Raw genomic sequence first — 14,253 nt, 5'->3', positions numbered from 1 at the left:
GCGAGGTGCCGAGTGTTGGGGCAAGAGCGTTTTGCTTACTTTTGCGCTTTTCAAAAGTGAGCCGCTGTAAGAGCGGAACCATAAGCAGCCGTTACGCAAATAACGGATATGTACTCAGCCAACCCCGTCAGCGATGCTGAAACCTGGGCAACGAAGCAATCCGCAATTTAGGCTCCTGCAACCGCGCCAAATCCGCCGCAATCTGCGCCCGCCAAAAATGCGCCCCCGCCAACTGCGCATCCACCCACGCCTGGCGCAACAACACCTTGGCCTTATCCACCGACCCATACTGCGCCTGACGCAACGTCAACTGCGCCTTGATCCGCAGCATCTGCGGCACAAACCAACGCTCCTGGCGGCCCACCGCCAATTGCAGCGTATCCTCCAACACCTCCAACGCCAGCTTCTCCAGCCCCAGGCGCGCCAGGCCTAGCGCATATTCACAGCGCAACAGGCTATAGAGTTGGCTATCCCCCTGGCCCTGCAACTGCTGCAACGCCTCGCCCAGTTGCGGCACACCTTCTTCCGGCGACCCCTGGCGAATCAGCAGAATGCTCTCGAAGCACAACCGGAATTGCCGCCAGATATGCAGGTCCTGACGCGTGGTGCTGTCTTGCAGCAGGCTCAAATAATGCCGCGCCTTGGGCAGATTAGAAGCCAGCAACGCCAGCGGAATCGCGCCCAGGCACAGGGTGTACCAAAGCGTCGCCGGGTGATCGAGCGAGATGGCTTCATCCACGCAAGTGCCGATCAAACGCAGCGCCGGATCGACATCACCTTCGAGCAACATCACCTTGGCCTTCAGGCAGCGCGCCGCGATGCGTTGGTCAAAATGCACGTCGATGATGTGCGAACGTGGCGCCGACGGCGAGCCGAGGGCTTCGTCGATGTTCTGCCGGGCGCCCGCCAGGTCGCCCATGTGGAACAGCGCCACGGCGCGCATGCGTTTGCCCAGCAGGTGCTGGTTGCCGCTGCTGTTGAGGGCGATGTAGCGCTCGGCCAGTTCCAGGGCTTCGGTGTATTGGTTGCAGCCGCAGCGGTCGGTCCACAGGCCCCACAAGGCGCGCAGTTTGTGTTCGGCATCGCCGAGGTCGCGGGCGTCTTCGCGCACCTGGCGCCAGGCTTCGCGCATGGGGCCGCCGGTGCCGTAAGTGAGCATCAGCACACTGGCCAGGGCCGTCTGCAGCAGCATGCGCTGGCGCTGCGGCAGGGGGGCCACGCTGTTGCTCGCCAGGCCTTTTTCGACCCAGGTGCGGCACTCGCTGACCAGCGACAGGCGCAGCCACAGCGGCACGCCGCCCAGGGTCAGTTCGATGCCCAGGGGCAGGTCGCCGGCCAGCGAGAACGCCCAGTCGAGGGCCGAGCGGATGGTGTTGATTTCGGGCCCGTAGAGGGCCAGCCAGGTTTCCGGCGAGAGGCCGTCGAGGGTCTGTCCGGCTTCCTGCAACACGCCCAAGGCGTAGCGCGCATGGCGCTGGGCGGTGAAGTTGGTTTCGCCGTGCTCGGTGAGTTTTTCCTGGGCGTAGGCGCGGGTGGTTTCCAGCAGGCGGTAGCGCTTGAGCAACTGCGATTCGCCGGCGATCAGCAAGGACTTGTCCATCAGGCTTTCGAGCAGTGGCAAGGCGTTACGCGGGTCGAGGCTGCTGCTGGCGGTCATGGCCTTGACCGCGTCGAGGGTGAAGGAGCCTGTGAACACCGCCAGTTGGCGCAGCATCGCCTGTTCGTCGCTGCTGAGCATGGCGTAGGTCCAGTCCAGCGTGGCGCTCAGGGTGCGGTGGCGGGCGAGAGCGGTGCGTCGGGCGGTCATCTGCAGGCGGAAGCTGCCATCGAGCAGCCCGACCAGGTCCTGGATGCCAAAGGTGCGCACCCGAGCGGCGGCGATCTCGATGGCCAGGGCATTGCTGTCGAGCTTGCGGCAGATGGCGCTGACCGCCGCCACGTCGGCGTCGTGGAACACGAAATCGGGGTCGAGGGCACGCACGCGTTCCACGAACAGGCGCACGCCGGACCAGGCCAGGGCTTCGTTGGCACTCAGGCGCGCGTGTTCGTCCGGCACTTGCAGCGGCGCCAGGTCGTGCACCCGTTCGCCGTCGGCGCGCAGTGGCTCGCGGCTGGTGGTCAGCACGCAGCAGTGGGGCGCGTGGCGCAGCAGGCTTTCCACGGCAGCGGCGGTGGCGGGCAGCACGTGTTCGCAGTTGTCGAGCACCAGCAGCAAGCGGCGCTCGCCGAGGGTGGCGGTGATGCTGTGCAGTGGGTCGTCGCTGATGGTCTGGATGCCCAGGGCGCTGGCGAGCATGCCGGCCACCCATTGCCCGCTGGTGGCGGGCGCCAGGTCGACGAAGCAGGTGGCCAGGTCGGCGTCGCTGGCCAGTCGCTGCGCCACGGCCATGGCCACGGTGGTCTTGCCGATGCCACCGGGGCCGGTGAGGGTCACGAAACGCTGGCTCACCACCTGGTCGGCGAGGTTGGCGATCAAGCCGTCGCGGCCGATCACTTCGGCGCAAGGCGTCGGCAGGGCGCTTTCTTCGACGCGCACGTAGGGCACCGGCAAGCTGTCTTCACTGGCCGTTTGCAGCGTTACCGGTGCTACAAAACGATAACCCCGGCCCGGCACGGTAACGATGTAGCTGAAGTTGCCATCGTCACCCAAGGCCCGGCGCAGGGCGACGATTTGCGCACGCAGGTTGCATTCCTCCACCACCACCTTGGGCCAGGCAAAGGAGATCAGTTCGGATTTTTCCAGCAGTTCGCCGGCGCGGGTGGCCAGGGCGATCAGCAGGTACAGGGCGCGGCTGCCGAGGGTGACGGGCTCGCCATTGCGCAGCAATACATGCTGGCGTGCCAGTAACAGGAAGGGGCCAAAGCCAATGGCGCTCTCGGCGGCTGCCGGGGCCAGGGGGTCTGCGTCCATACAGGACACTGCGTGGTTCTTGCTCGAGCTCATCAATTCGTCCTTTTTATAGTCGGGCTTGTTATTGGCGATCAGGCCATTCGCCCTTTTGGGTGCAGATGTGCAGCAGCAGTCTTGGAAAGTTGATGTCGATCAAAAAGTCGGAAGGCCGCCCTCCTTTGGGGCATGGTCGTTTTTATAGGCGTTTCACGGATCGTGTTTCAGGGGATGAGACTGTCTCAGAGCTGAAACATTTTATTACCAGAAACACGGATAAAGCAGAATGTATGCCAGTTGGCATGTAACAAAGATGACAACAACCGCATGAAATTTATGGTGATTTTTGCGGTCGTCGAACGCTCGCAAGCGGCTGCGTTCGGAAAGGCGAATATTTCTAATTGTGTCGTTCGGGATGCCGAATAAAACGGCGGTGGTTTGGCGTCTGTTATTTGGCTGTGTATCGAACTGTATCCACGCCCCATCCTGATACACCGGCATGACGTTCTATCGCGTTCGCGACACAGACCGGATACACGCCTGGCTTTAACTCTGTTCACCAGCCGGCGCCGGCGGTCAACCCCCGTCACACGCGCCCTGGCCACACTCAGTCAAGCCAGGAGATACACCGATGAAGCGTCCTTACGCCGCCCTCGCGGCCACCCTTGCCCTGTCCCTCAGCGCCTTCGCCGCCGTGGCCCACGCCGATGAGGCCAAACCCCAAGAGAAGTGCTTTGGCGTGTCCCTCGCCGGGGCCAACGACTGCGCAGCCGGCAAGGGCACCTCGTGCGCCGGCACCGCCACCGCCGACTACCAGGGCAACGCCTGGGTGCTGGTGGACAAAGGCACCTGCACCCAGATCAAGACCCCCAAAGGCTACGGCAGCCTGACGGAGCAGCCATGAGCCGAGCGGCCCCGGCGGTGCTGATCCAGCGCCTGCTGCCCGAAGCGTTGCTGTTGCTGGTGGCGCGGCTTGGGATCGCGGCGGTGTTCTTTCTGTCGGGGCGCACCAAGGTCACGGGTTTCCTGAACCTCAAGCCGTCGACCTACACGCTGTTCCGCTCGGAATACGCCTTGCCGCTGATCCCGCCCGACTGGGCCGCGCACCTGGCGACCTATGCCGAGCACCTGTTCCCGCTGTTGCTGGTGCTGGGCCTGCTGACCCGCCCGGCCGCCGCCGCGCTGCTGGGCATGACCCTGGTGATCGAGGTGTTCGTGTACCCCGACGCCTGGCCGGTGCACCTGACTTGGGCGGGCTTGCTGTTGCCGTTGCTGGCCTACGGCGGCGGTGCCTGGTCCCTCGACCGCCTGATCTCAGGCCAACGTTCCTCACAGTGATGGAGAGTTCCAATGCGTATGCTTTCTTCCCTGGCCATTGCCATGGCCCTGACGGTTCCTATGTTCGCCCAGGCAGCCGATGCCCCACAGCCTGGCGCCGGTAAAAGCGTGGTGATCGTGCCCGGTTCGTTTGTCGACGGTTCCGGCTGGCGCGTGGTGCACGACATCCTGATTCACAAGGGCTACAAGGTCACCGTGGTGCATCAAGGCCACGAAAACCTCGCCGCCGACGTGGCCGAAGCCCGCGAAGTGCTGGAGCAGCAAGTCGGCCCGGTGGTGCTGGTGGGCCACAGTTCCGGTGGCGGGGTGATCTCGATTGCCGGCGACCGCGACAAGGTCAAGGCGCTGGTCTACGTCTCGGCGCTGCAACCGGAAGTGGGCGAGAACATGGCCCAGTTGATCGGCTCCATGCCGTCGCCCAGCGATGACATCAAGCCGAGCCGCGACGGCCACCTGTTCTTCGACCGCACCAAATTCAACGCCGACTTTGCGGCCGACCTGACCACCAACCGCACCGACTTCATGGCCGCCTCCCAAGTGCCGGCCACCACTGCGCTGTTCGGCGGCACCGTGTGGGCTGCGGCCTGGCACAAGAAGCCGACCTACGCCGTGGTGTCCACCGAAGACCGTGCCTTGAGCCCCGACTTGCAACGCTGGATGTACAAGCGCGCCGGTTCCAAGGTCACCGAAATCAAGGCCAGCCACTCGGTGTACATCTCCCAGCCTGAGGCTGTGGCGAAGGTCATCGAAGACGCGGCATCCGTCATCAAGTAATTCACCCACCCCCCCTGGAGAAACACCCATGAACACTGCATTCAAATCCCGCCTGAGCCTCGCTGCCGCTGCTGCAATGATCGCCATGGCCTCCGCCTCGTTCGCCACTGCTGCCAGCGCCGCCGACCAGGCGGAAAAGCCCGGCCGTTGCTACGGCGTCAACACCTGCAAGGGCACCAGCCTCTGCGCCACGGCCAAGAACGATTGCAAGGGCCTCAACAGCTGCAAGGGCGAAGGCGTGATCGTCAAGACCCCGTCCGAATGCCTCAAGGCGGGTGGCACGCTGACTGAACCTAAATAACGCCTCACCCCCTGTGGGAGCGGGCTCTTTTTGTGGCGAGGGAGCTTGCTCCCGCTGACTGCGCAGCAGTCTCCGGCTTTTTCGGGGGCGCTTCGCACCCCAGCGCAAGCAAGCTTGCTCGCCACAACAAGCCCGCCCCACAGTTTTGATGGAGAGCCTCGAATGTCCATATCCAACCCCCACTTTTCCGGCTACGGCCTGGGGCTGCGCAAGGAGCACTATTGCGACTTCCTGGAAACCTCGGTGCCCGTGGATTTCGTCGAAGTGATCTCCGAGAACTTCATGGTCGCAGGCGGCCAGCCCCGCCATATCCTGCGCCAGGTACGCGAGCGTTACCCGGTGGCGCTGCATGGTGTGTCCCTGTCCATCGGCACCGCCGAAGGGCTGGACACCAATTATTTGCAGCGCCTCAAGTCGTTGGTGGACGAGGTGGAACCGCTGTTCGTCTCCGACCACCTGAGCTGGTCGCGCAGTGCGGGTTTCAATGCCCATGACTTGTTGCCCGTGCCCTATACAGATGAGGCCCTCGACCGGGTCTGCGCCAATATCCATCAGGCCCAGGACGTGCTGGGCCGCACGATGCTGTTTGAAAACCCATCGAGCTACCTGGCGTTCGATGGCGCGTCCATGAGCGAGTGGGAATTCATCGCCGCCATGGCCAAGCGCACGGGGTGTGAACTGCTGCTGGACGTCAACAATGTGTTCGTCAGTGCCAGCAACCACGGTTTTGACGCCCTGGCGTTTCTGGACGGCATCCCCGCCGAGCGCGTGCGCCAGGTGCATTTGGCCGGGCATAGCCAGGGCCGCGAGCTGTTGATCGACAGCCATGACAGCCCGGTGTGCGCCGGGGTCTGGGAACTGTATGCCGAGGTCATGACCCGGCTCGGTCCCGTGGCCACCATGATCGAGCGCGATGATGAGATTCCGCCGCTCACCGAGCTGCTGCGTGAGTTGTCGAGGGCACGGGCGTTGGGAGCGCAGCGATGAACCTGGCGGAACTGCAACAGGTCTTCAGCCACTGGTTGGTGAACGCGTCCGATGAGTCTGCGCTGCTGCTCGGCAATAACGCCGCAGGCCTGGCGGTGTACCAGAACAACTACCGCGCCCAGTTGGTGGGCTGCCTGGAACAAGCGTTTCCCCACCTGCGCCGGTGGGTCGGCGAGGGGGCGTTCCTGGCGGCGAGCATCACCCATATCGACAGCCACCCGCCCCATGCCTGGACCCTGGATGCTTACCCGGAAGGTTTCTACGCCACCTTGAAAGACGTGTTCCCGCGCAACCCCGATGTGCATGAACTGGCCTGGATCGAATCGGCCCTGAATGAGGCGTTCGTGGCCGCCGACGCCGAGCCACTTGCCCCGCAGGTGTTGGCCGAGCTGGATTGGGACACGGCCGTGCTGAGCCTGACGCCGTCCCTGCGTTGCCATGGGCTGACGACCAATGCCGAGGCGATCTGGTCGGCGCTGTGGCAGGAAACGCAGGCGCCCGAAGCGGTGATGCTGGAACAGGCGGGTGGCCTGTTGGTGTGGCGTCGCCAATTCACCTCGCGCCTGCGCCAGGTGGATGCGCTGGAACTGGCGGCGCTGCAACAGGTGCAGGCCGACGGCAGTTTTGCCGGGCTGTGCGAGTTTTTGGTGGAACGCCTGGGCGAAGAGGCCGGCGTGATGTGCGCGGGCGAATACCTGGCCACGTGGCTGGGCAGTGAATTGATTGTGGGGGTGAGGGATGTTTGATCGTCGAGGTTTTATGCTGCTGGCGGCGGTAGCGGTGTGTGCGCCGGCGTTTGCCGTGCAAACGGTCAGCACCGATGAGCAGGAAATTCGCTACGAGCGTTTCGGGCCGGAAGAGGGGCACGCGATTATTTTGCTGGCGGCCGACACCCAGGTGTTTGCCGCCGTCACTGGGCCTTTGGCGGCCCAAGGGTTTCGGGTGATCGTGCCGTACTTGCGCGACAGTGACGACGGGACACTGGGCCAGGATGTGCTGGAACTGATGAACGCCCTGCATATCCCCGAGGCCGTCCTGGCGGGGGTGGAGCAGGGCGCGCGGGTGGCGGCCAAGGCGGCCACCTTGAAGCCCACCCGCTGCGTGGGGCTGGTCACGCTGAACACGCTACCCCAGCCCGGGTTTGCCGAGGCGGTGGCGCTGATGGCGAAGACCGGGCATTGGCGAACATGAAAATATTGACAGCCAGGCAATAGGCCACTGAAAAAAATCCCGTCTGCCCTTACTCTAGAGGCCTTCGTCACCTGTGTGGATTGTTCATGTCTTCTGTCGCCGATGGGTTGCCCTCCAATAAACGCTTGCCGGCCGTGATCGCCCTGTCTTTGGGGATCGGCATGGCAACCCTGGACACGGCGATCGTCAACACGGCGCTGCCAACGCTGGCCGAGGGCATTGGCACCGATTCGGCCTCGGTGATCTGGGTGGTCAATGCCTACCAGCTGGCGATTATCGCCACGGTGCTGCCGTTTGCGTCCTTGAGTGATGTGCTGGGGCACCGTCGGGTGTACCTCGGCGGGTTGTTGCTGTTTATCGTGTCGTCGCTGTTTTGCGGGCTGGCCGGCTCGCTGCTGACCCTCACCGCCGCACGGGTGGCGCAAGGTCTGGGCGCGGCGGCGTTGATGAGCGTCAACACCGCGCTGCTGCGGCACATTTATCCCTCGAAAATGCTGGGGCGCGGCCTGGGCTACAACTCGCTGGTGGTGGGGTTGGCGTTTACGTTGGGGCCGACCGCTGCGTCGGCGATTCTGTCGGTGGCGACCTGGCACTGGTTGTACCTGATCAACGTGCCGCTGGGCCTGCTCGCATTGGGCCTGGGCCTGCGCTCATTGCCGGTGCTGCCATTGACCGGCCACGCGTTCGACCGCTTCGCCGCCGTGTTGTGTGCCGGGTTGTTTGCCTTGCTGGTGCTGGGCCTGGGCACGGCGGTGCATGGTGCGCAAGGCGCCTTGACCCTGGGCCTGATTGCGGTGGCGCTGGTGTGTGGCGTGTTGTTGCTGCGTCGTGAGGCGGGGCACCCGGCGCCGATGTTGGCGGTGGACCTGTTCAAGCGTCCGGTGTTTGCCCTGTCGTCCCTCACGGCGATCTGCGCATTCAGTGCCCAGGGCCTGGCGTTTGTCTCGCTGCCATTTTTGTTGCAGGCAGTGCTGGGCCATAGCCAGGTGGAAACCGGTTTTCTGATGACGCCCTGGCCGGCGGTGGTGGCGGTGATGGCCCTGGTGGCGGGGCGCCTGGCGGACCGGGTGTCCCTCGGCGTGCTGTGCGGCATCGGCCTGTTGATGCTCAGCGTGGGCATGGCTGCACTGGCGACCCTGGGCAGCGGCGCGTCGGCGTTTGATATCGGCTGGCGCATGGCGTTGTGCGGCGCCGGTTTCGGGTTCTTCCAGTCCCCCAACCTCAAGGCGATCATGACCAGCGCACCCTTGGCCCGCAGCGGCGGGGCCAGCGGCATCGTGGCGATTTCACGGTTGCTGGGGCAAACATTGGGGGCGTCGCTGGTGGCGTTCTGTTTCCATTTGTCCCTGGGCAGTGGCCCGCAATACGCGCTGTGGCTGGGCTGCGGGTTTGCCCTGGTGGGCGCGGTGGCGAGCGTTCTGCGTTTATTGCCGTATGACAAAAAGGCGTGATTGAGCGTTGTAAAACACCGTTCGGGAAGGCTACCGTGGCGACCTGAATATTTCGGGATGTTTCAGATTTATGTCCAGCCTGGCCCAACGCACTGCTGATGTGTCTTCCCGCCGCGCCGCGCTGACCCTGGCTTTATGCTTGCCCAGTGACGTGTTGCTCTACCTGCTGCTTCCCATGGAATCCCAGGCGTTCGGCATCACCCTGGCCCAGGCTGGGGTGCTGCTGGCGGCCAACCGCCTGGTGCGGATTTTCGGCTACCGGCATGTCCTCAACTTTTACGCGCGCAACGGTGACCGCCTCACCTGCATGATCGCCGCAGGTGCCGCGACCGTGTGTGCCCTGGGCAACTCGATGCTCTCGGGCTTTGCCGCACTGCTCTGCCTGCGCCTGATCTGGGGCCTGTGTTTTGCCGCGTTGAACCTGTCGACCCAAGTACTGGCCACCTCCGAACCCGCAGGCGCGGCGCGGAGGGCAGGGCGCTCGCGGGCCATGATCGCGCTGGGGCCGATGCTCGCGCTGCCCTTGGGCGGCTGGCTGACACTGTGGGCGGGGCCGCGTCCGATCTTTCTGATTCTGGCCGGTTGTTGTCTGCTGGGCTTATGGGCGGCCCACGGCCTGCCGCGCACCGGGCATGATCTGCACAGTACCGGGCGGCGCTTCAAATGGCCGGATAGCGTGGCGACCTGGTCGTTTATCGAAGGCGTGGCGCTGGATGGGCTGTTCATTTTTGGCCTATCGATCCAGGCGCAGAAAATTCTGGGTGGCAACGCGGTGCTGATCGCCGGTGGCCTGATGGCCCTGCGGTATGCCTCGGAAATGCTCCTGAGCCCCCTCGGTGGCCGGGCGGCTCAACGCTTTGGCGCCACCTCGATGCTGCTACTGTTTTCGTTCCTGAGTGCCCTGGCCCTGACCGCGTTTGGCAGTTACTGGGTGATCGTCGGCGCGGCGGCGGTGCTGGTACTGCGCGCCCTGCAACTGCCGCTGGTGACCACCTTGGTGGCCGAGCGCAACCCGGGTTCGATGCGGGTTTCTGCCCTGGCGTCCAACGCGGTGTGGCGCGACGTGGGTGCGGGGCTCGGGCCGCTACTGGCCGGTTTGTTGCTGCCGGTGGCGTCGGCCCCCTGGGTATTCGGCGTGGCAGGCGCCGCGATCGCACTGAGCGCGGTGTTCTGCTGGCGGGCAAAAGTTTCCCACTGACGATGTGAGGTTGTGTGTGTCCCTTCAAGAAAATTTCGTAAGCGTGCTGGATGAGGCGTATCGACACTGGACCGGCCAGGGACTGCCGGCCCCCGAACACCTGGACCCGCAACAACGCCTGGCCTGGCTGCACGCCGAGGCCCCCTACAGCCTGCTGGCCCACGACGGCGCCGCCGATCCGCTGTTTACCTACGTCAACGCCTGCGCGCTGAGCTGCTTCAAGTACCCGCGTGAAGACTTCATCGGCATGCCGTCGCGCTTCAGCGCCTCGGAACTCGACCGCGCCGCACGCCAGGTGCTGCTGGAACAGGTCACCGCCAACGGCATTGCCGACGGCTACAGCGGCTGGCGGGTGGATGCGCAGGGTGAGCCGTTCATGATCCACGCCGGGGTGGTGTGGACGTTGCTCGATAACGCCGGCCAACCCTGCGGGCAGGCCGCGCTGTTCTGGCCGGATGAGCAACGTATCGGCGTGTTGGCCTAAGCGCTTTTAAAGCGTTCCAGCCAAGCGGGGTCGAACCGGGTTTGCTCGGTGTCGATCCCCAGCGCCTGCAGCTTCGCCTTGTGCGCTTCAAGCTCGCCCACCAACTGCGCCTGGGCGCTGGAGTTGGCATCCAGCGCATGCATCTGCGTCAGCCCCAGGTGATAGAAACGCAGCACCTTGAGAGCGGTCGGGTCGTTGGCTTGTACGCCCTCGGTGACCCGGTGCATCACGTTGGTGATGCTCATCAGGCTGCGCTTGAGTTGCCAGCCATACAACGCCGGCGCCAGCCACGGCTGGTTCCACAGCGGGCCACGCACCAGCGCGACGGTGACCAGCACGCCCGCAAACACACCCCCGACGTTGAAGCGGAAGTTGTCACCCCCAGGCTCCCCAAACAGCATCACCGCCAGGCTCGACAGCAGCATGGCCAGGGCCACGAACACCACGGCGATGATCAGCGTGCTGCGGCGGGTGAGTTGGCGGTAAGTGACGGGGGCGCAGGGTTTGAGTTCGAACATCCGGTTCAGCTCTCCAGGAGGGGCAGGACGGCATCTTCTCATGCTTGCGCAAAAGAGTTGAACGATGGTTCCCGGGGCTTTCTCTAAAACGCTGTAGGCCACCCACTTGAAAGGTGAACCGTCATGCCCGAATACAAACAGCCGCCGCCTGGTACACCCAACCCTGACCGCACACCCGGCGAAGAGGAGCGCGACAACGATGCGTTACGCCCCAATGACCCGGCGGAGCGTCAGGACAACGACGTGGAACAGGTAGAAGAAGACCTGGAAAACCTTCACGACAAGGCCCGCCCCTTGTAACGAGAGTGGGGTGTGAGTCTGCCTTGGAAGCGGTCGACTCATACCCCGCCGTTGACTTTACATTGCGAGACAGCCATACCTGTTTTTTTTACAGGCTAGCGAAGGTTGACGTGGCAATGGTGCAAGTGGATGCAGACCTGATTACCGATTGGCAAACCTTCCACAGTGTTTTCGCCGAGGCGTTCGGCTTTCCGGGTTTTTACGGTCGCAACATGGATGCTTGGGTGGATTGTCTTTGTTACCTGGATGACCCTGGCGCAGAAATGTCTTCTGTTCACGTTCAAAGCGGACAAACGCTTCTGTTGGTCATCGAGAATGCCCAGGGCTTCAAACGCCGCTGTCCTGAACAGTTTGAGGCGTTGGTGGAGTGTGCGGGATTTGTGAATTGGCGAATGGTGGCCGCGGGCGGGGCTCCGCTGTTGGCGCTTGCTTTTAATGTTTGAGTGTTCGCATGGAGCTGACTCACTTTGAATGTGCTTTTCATCTGCAGCAAAAACCGCCTACGCAGTCCGACCGCCGAACAGTTGTTTGCGGATTGGCCAGGTATTGAGACGGCATCTGCTGGCGTCAGTAACGATGCAGATGTGCCCGTAAGCCAAGAGCTTTTGGCATGGGCCGAGCTGATTTTTGTGATGGAGCCGATCCATCGGAAAAAACTGACGGCTCGCTTTGCCTCGGAGTTGAAGGGTAAGCGTATTGTCTGTCTGCATGTTCCTGATGATTACGAATACATGGCACCGGCTTTGATCAAGCTGCTCGAGGGGAGAGTGGGGCGTTATTTGTCCATATGATGTTATGTCGCCTTCCGGCCACAAGCGGCCTATGAAAATCTCTACGAGACTCGGGACTATTCAGCTTAATCGGCACCCACTCAAAGCGCTTATACCCCATATGCTGAATTTGGATTTCAACGTCCAGCGCAAGCGCGATAGCATCCTCAGGCATCCGAAGTCACCTTCTTCCCGCCAGAGAACACCACCATGCTTAAACCCTTGGCTTTTGCCGTGTTGTCAGCCATCACTTGCTCAGTGGCCTTCGCGCAAACAGACCCAGCAGACGGCCCCGCCGCCCATAGTTTCACTTTCGGCTCACTGACGATCACCGCACTACGTGACAAAGTGCACAGCATGCCTAACGACGGCAAGGTGTTCGGCAGCACCCAGGGCACCCAAGCGGTTGCCGGAGTATTGGCGGCAGCGGGCGCCCCTACCGATCAGATCACCCTGGGCATCGATGCGCTGCTGGTCAAGGACGGCCAGCACACGGTGCTGCTCGACACCGGCCTGGGCCCAAGCGCTCAAGGCGTTTTGATCCCGAGCCTGGCCAAGGCCGGCTATACGCCCGAACAGATCACCGATGTGCTGATCACCCACGTGCACAGCGACCATATCGGCGGCCTGGCGACAGCCGAGGGCAAACAAGCCTTTCCAAAGGCGGTGGTACGGATTTCCAGCCCGGACTGGAAATGGGTCCAGACTCAGCCGGAACTGGCGGACTTGATCAGGATCATCACCCCTCAGGTGAAGACTTTCACGCCGGGCGACAGCGTGGCCCCGGGCATTCGCTCCGTGCCGCTCAAGGGCCATACGCCGGGGCATGTGGGGTATCAGATCGAATCCGGCAAAAACCGTGTACTGGACGTGGGTGACCTGGTGCACAGCTCAATCATTTCACTGGCCAAGCCTGACTGGGCGATCACCTTTGACAATGATGAAGACGAGGGCGTGAAGATTCGTCGTGCAGAACTGACGAAACTGGCCGCCAGCCATGAGACCATTTTCGCCCCGCACTTTCCGTTCCCCGGCATCGGCACAATCGCAGCCGAGGGTGATCACTTCATCTGGCAACCGGCCAAGTAAACAACTCCGTTGGAGCGCCGCGGCTCAGGGCCGGGCCGCGGCCTCCAGCATGGTGCGCAGCCAGCAGTGGCCTGCGTCCTTGTCGAACCGTGAATGCCACGCTGCATACAAGCTGTAGCGCCGCACCCCCACCGGCAACGGGAAAGACTCTAGGGTTTCGGCATACCGCGCCAGGAACTGAGCCGGCAACGTACACACCAGATCCGTCGCCTGCAGCATCACCGGCACCAGGCTGTAGTACTGCACCGAAACGCCCACTCGCCGGCTGCACCCCAGCTTCGCCAACGCCTCATCCACAAACCCGTAAAAGCCCCCGCCATCACCCGATACAATCACGTGCTCAAGCTGCGTGTACTGCTCCAGCGACAATGGCCCCGCACCGCGCGGGTGGCCGATGCGCTGGGCCATCCTGAATTCCTCTTCAAGCAACGGCTGCTGAGAGGCTTTGGCCACCGAGTCTTTGCCGGTCAGAGCCACATCGACTTCGCCGTTCTCCAGCTGTTCGGCGAGCCTAGCCTTATCAAGGCTACAAAAGGCAAAGCGAATGCCCTGGCAGCCGGCTTCACGCGTCAGCTGGATCAAACGCGGCCCGATGATGGCGCCGCCGTTGTCGTTGGCGGCAATGCAAAACGTGCGGTCGGCGGTCAGCGGGTCGAACTCGGGCGTGTGGTTGATCACGTCTTCCAGCGCCTGCAAGGCCAGGCGCAACGGCTCCTGCAACCGCGCGCCGTGCGGGGTCAGGATCATGCCCTTGCCCGACAGCGCCGGGGTGAGCAACGGGTCGCCAAACAAGTCACGCAACCTCGATAGTTGCGCAGACAGCGCCGGCTGGCTGATGGCCAAGCGTGCGGCCGCGCGGGTCACGTTGCGCTCATCGAGCAAGGTGCTTAGGGAGGCCAGCAACGCCAGATTATGGCCGGTGATATTCATGACGGTTATGCCCCGTATCCCAAGAGTCGATTTCA

17 protein-coding genes are annotated in these 14,253 nt (G+C 63.2%); 14 read left to right on the top strand and 3 right to left on the bottom strand.

From position 1 onward, the window contains the following. Positions 1-127 precede the first annotated feature (127 nt). Positions 128-2,944, bottom strand: a complete 2,817-nt coding sequence (locus ACVWVP_RS21500) for an ATP-binding protein (protein WP_457407891.1) — start codon at positions 2,942-2,944, stop codon at positions 128-130. Positions 2,945-3,518: 574 nt separating this feature from the next. Between ACVWVP_RS21500 and ACVWVP_RS21495 the strand changes: the two genes are divergently transcribed. From ACVWVP_RS21495 to ACVWVP_RS21450, 10 genes are all read left to right on the top strand, one after another. Beyond that, positions 3,519-3,791: a BufA1 family periplasmic bufferin-type metallophore gene (locus tag ACVWVP_RS21495; protein WP_178922626.1), complete on the top strand. Its 273-nt coding sequence runs from the start codon at positions 3,519-3,521 to the stop codon at positions 3,789-3,791. Continuing rightward, a complete protein-coding gene (locus tag ACVWVP_RS21490; protein ID WP_457407889.1) occupies positions 3,788-4,225 on the top strand; it encodes a DoxX family protein in 438 nt (145 codons plus the stop codon). Before ACVWVP_RS21495 ends, ACVWVP_RS21490 begins: the two co-directional genes overlap by 4 nt. 12 nt (positions 4,226-4,237) lie before the next feature. Beyond that, positions 4,238-4,999 carry an alpha/beta fold hydrolase gene (locus ACVWVP_RS21485; protein WP_176995413.1) on the top strand — a complete coding sequence of 254 codons (762 nt, stop codon included), beginning with the start codon at positions 4,238-4,240 and terminating at the stop codon, positions 4,997-4,999. A gap of 28 nt (positions 5,000-5,027) precedes the next feature. After that, complete coding sequence (gene bufA2, locus ACVWVP_RS21480) at positions 5,028-5,300, top strand: BufA2 family periplasmic bufferin-type metallophore (protein WP_259175038.1); 273 nt, start codon at positions 5,028-5,030, stop codon at positions 5,298-5,300. Between the two features lie 162 nt (positions 5,301-5,462). After that, positions 5,463-6,287 (top strand): MNIO family bufferin maturase, encoded by an 825-nt coding sequence (gene bufB, locus ACVWVP_RS21475; RefSeq protein WP_457407886.1) that lies wholly within the window; start codon positions 5,463-5,465, stop codon positions 6,285-6,287. Continuing rightward, positions 6,284-7,033 carry an HvfC/BufC family peptide modification chaperone gene (locus tag ACVWVP_RS21470; protein ID WP_457407883.1) on the top strand — a complete coding sequence of 250 codons (750 nt, stop codon included), beginning with the start codon at positions 6,284-6,286 and terminating at the stop codon, positions 7,031-7,033. The genes bufB and ACVWVP_RS21470 overlap by 4 nt, the downstream gene beginning before the upstream one ends. Further along, on the top strand, positions 7,026-7,478 hold the full coding sequence (locus tag ACVWVP_RS21465; RefSeq protein ID WP_457407881.1) for an alpha/beta fold hydrolase: 453 nt from the start codon (positions 7,026-7,028) through the stop codon (positions 7,476-7,478). The genes ACVWVP_RS21470 and ACVWVP_RS21465 overlap by 8 nt, the downstream gene beginning before the upstream one ends. Positions 7,479-7,564: 86 nt before the next feature. Next, complete coding sequence (locus ACVWVP_RS21460; RefSeq protein WP_178922616.1) at positions 7,565-8,929, top strand: MFS transporter; 1,365 nt, start codon at positions 7,565-7,567, stop codon at positions 8,927-8,929. Positions 8,930-8,999: 70 nt separating this feature from the next. Then, a complete protein-coding gene (locus ACVWVP_RS21455) occupies positions 9,000-10,127 on the top strand; it encodes an MFS transporter (protein ID WP_259175033.1) in 1,128 nt (375 codons plus the stop codon). 16 nt (positions 10,128-10,143) lie between these two features. After that, positions 10,144-10,611, top strand: a complete 468-nt coding sequence (locus ACVWVP_RS21450; protein WP_457407879.1) for an MEKHLA domain-containing protein — start codon at positions 10,144-10,146, stop codon at positions 10,609-10,611. Here the strand turns inward: ACVWVP_RS21450 and ACVWVP_RS21445 are convergent. Then, entirely contained in the window at positions 10,608-11,129 is a 522-nt protein-coding gene (locus tag ACVWVP_RS21445; protein ID WP_457407877.1) for a DUF3087 family protein, read from the bottom strand. The genes ACVWVP_RS21450 and ACVWVP_RS21445 overlap by 4 nt on opposite strands. Before the next feature lie 123 nt (positions 11,130-11,252). Between ACVWVP_RS21445 and ACVWVP_RS21440 the strand changes: the two genes are divergently transcribed. From ACVWVP_RS21440 to ACVWVP_RS21425, 4 genes are all read left to right on the top strand, one after another. Further along, positions 11,253-11,429: a hypothetical protein gene (locus ACVWVP_RS21440; RefSeq protein WP_176995421.1), complete on the top strand. Its 177-nt coding sequence runs from the start codon at positions 11,253-11,255 to the stop codon at positions 11,427-11,429. Between the two features lie 23 nt (positions 11,430-11,452). Then, positions 11,453-11,872, top strand: a complete 420-nt coding sequence (locus ACVWVP_RS21435) for a barstar family protein (protein ID WP_457407875.1) — start codon at positions 11,453-11,455, stop codon at positions 11,870-11,872. A gap of 24 nt (positions 11,873-11,896) precedes the next feature. Next, positions 11,897-12,220, top strand: a complete 324-nt coding sequence (locus ACVWVP_RS21430) for a low molecular weight protein tyrosine phosphatase family protein (protein WP_457407872.1) — start codon at positions 11,897-11,899, stop codon at positions 12,218-12,220. Between the two features lie 336 nt (positions 12,221-12,556). Beyond that, a complete protein-coding gene (locus tag ACVWVP_RS21425) occupies positions 12,557-13,288 on the top strand; it encodes an MBL fold metallo-hydrolase (RefSeq protein WP_457407868.1) in 732 nt (243 codons plus the stop codon). 24 nt (positions 13,289-13,312) lie between these two features. On the opposite strand, the gene ACVWVP_RS21420 is transcribed toward ACVWVP_RS21425, so the two are convergent. Further along, positions 13,313-14,218: a LysR family transcriptional regulator gene (locus ACVWVP_RS21420; RefSeq protein ID WP_457407867.1), complete on the bottom strand. Its 906-nt coding sequence runs from the start codon at positions 14,216-14,218 to the stop codon at positions 13,313-13,315. Between the last annotated feature and the right edge of the window lie 35 nt (positions 14,219-14,253).

The sequence above is a fragment of the Pseudomonas sp. TE24901 genome, from assembly GCF_054058375.1.
Note: the sequence above shows the minus strand (reverse complement) of the source record. Positions and strands in the feature narration are given on the sequence as shown.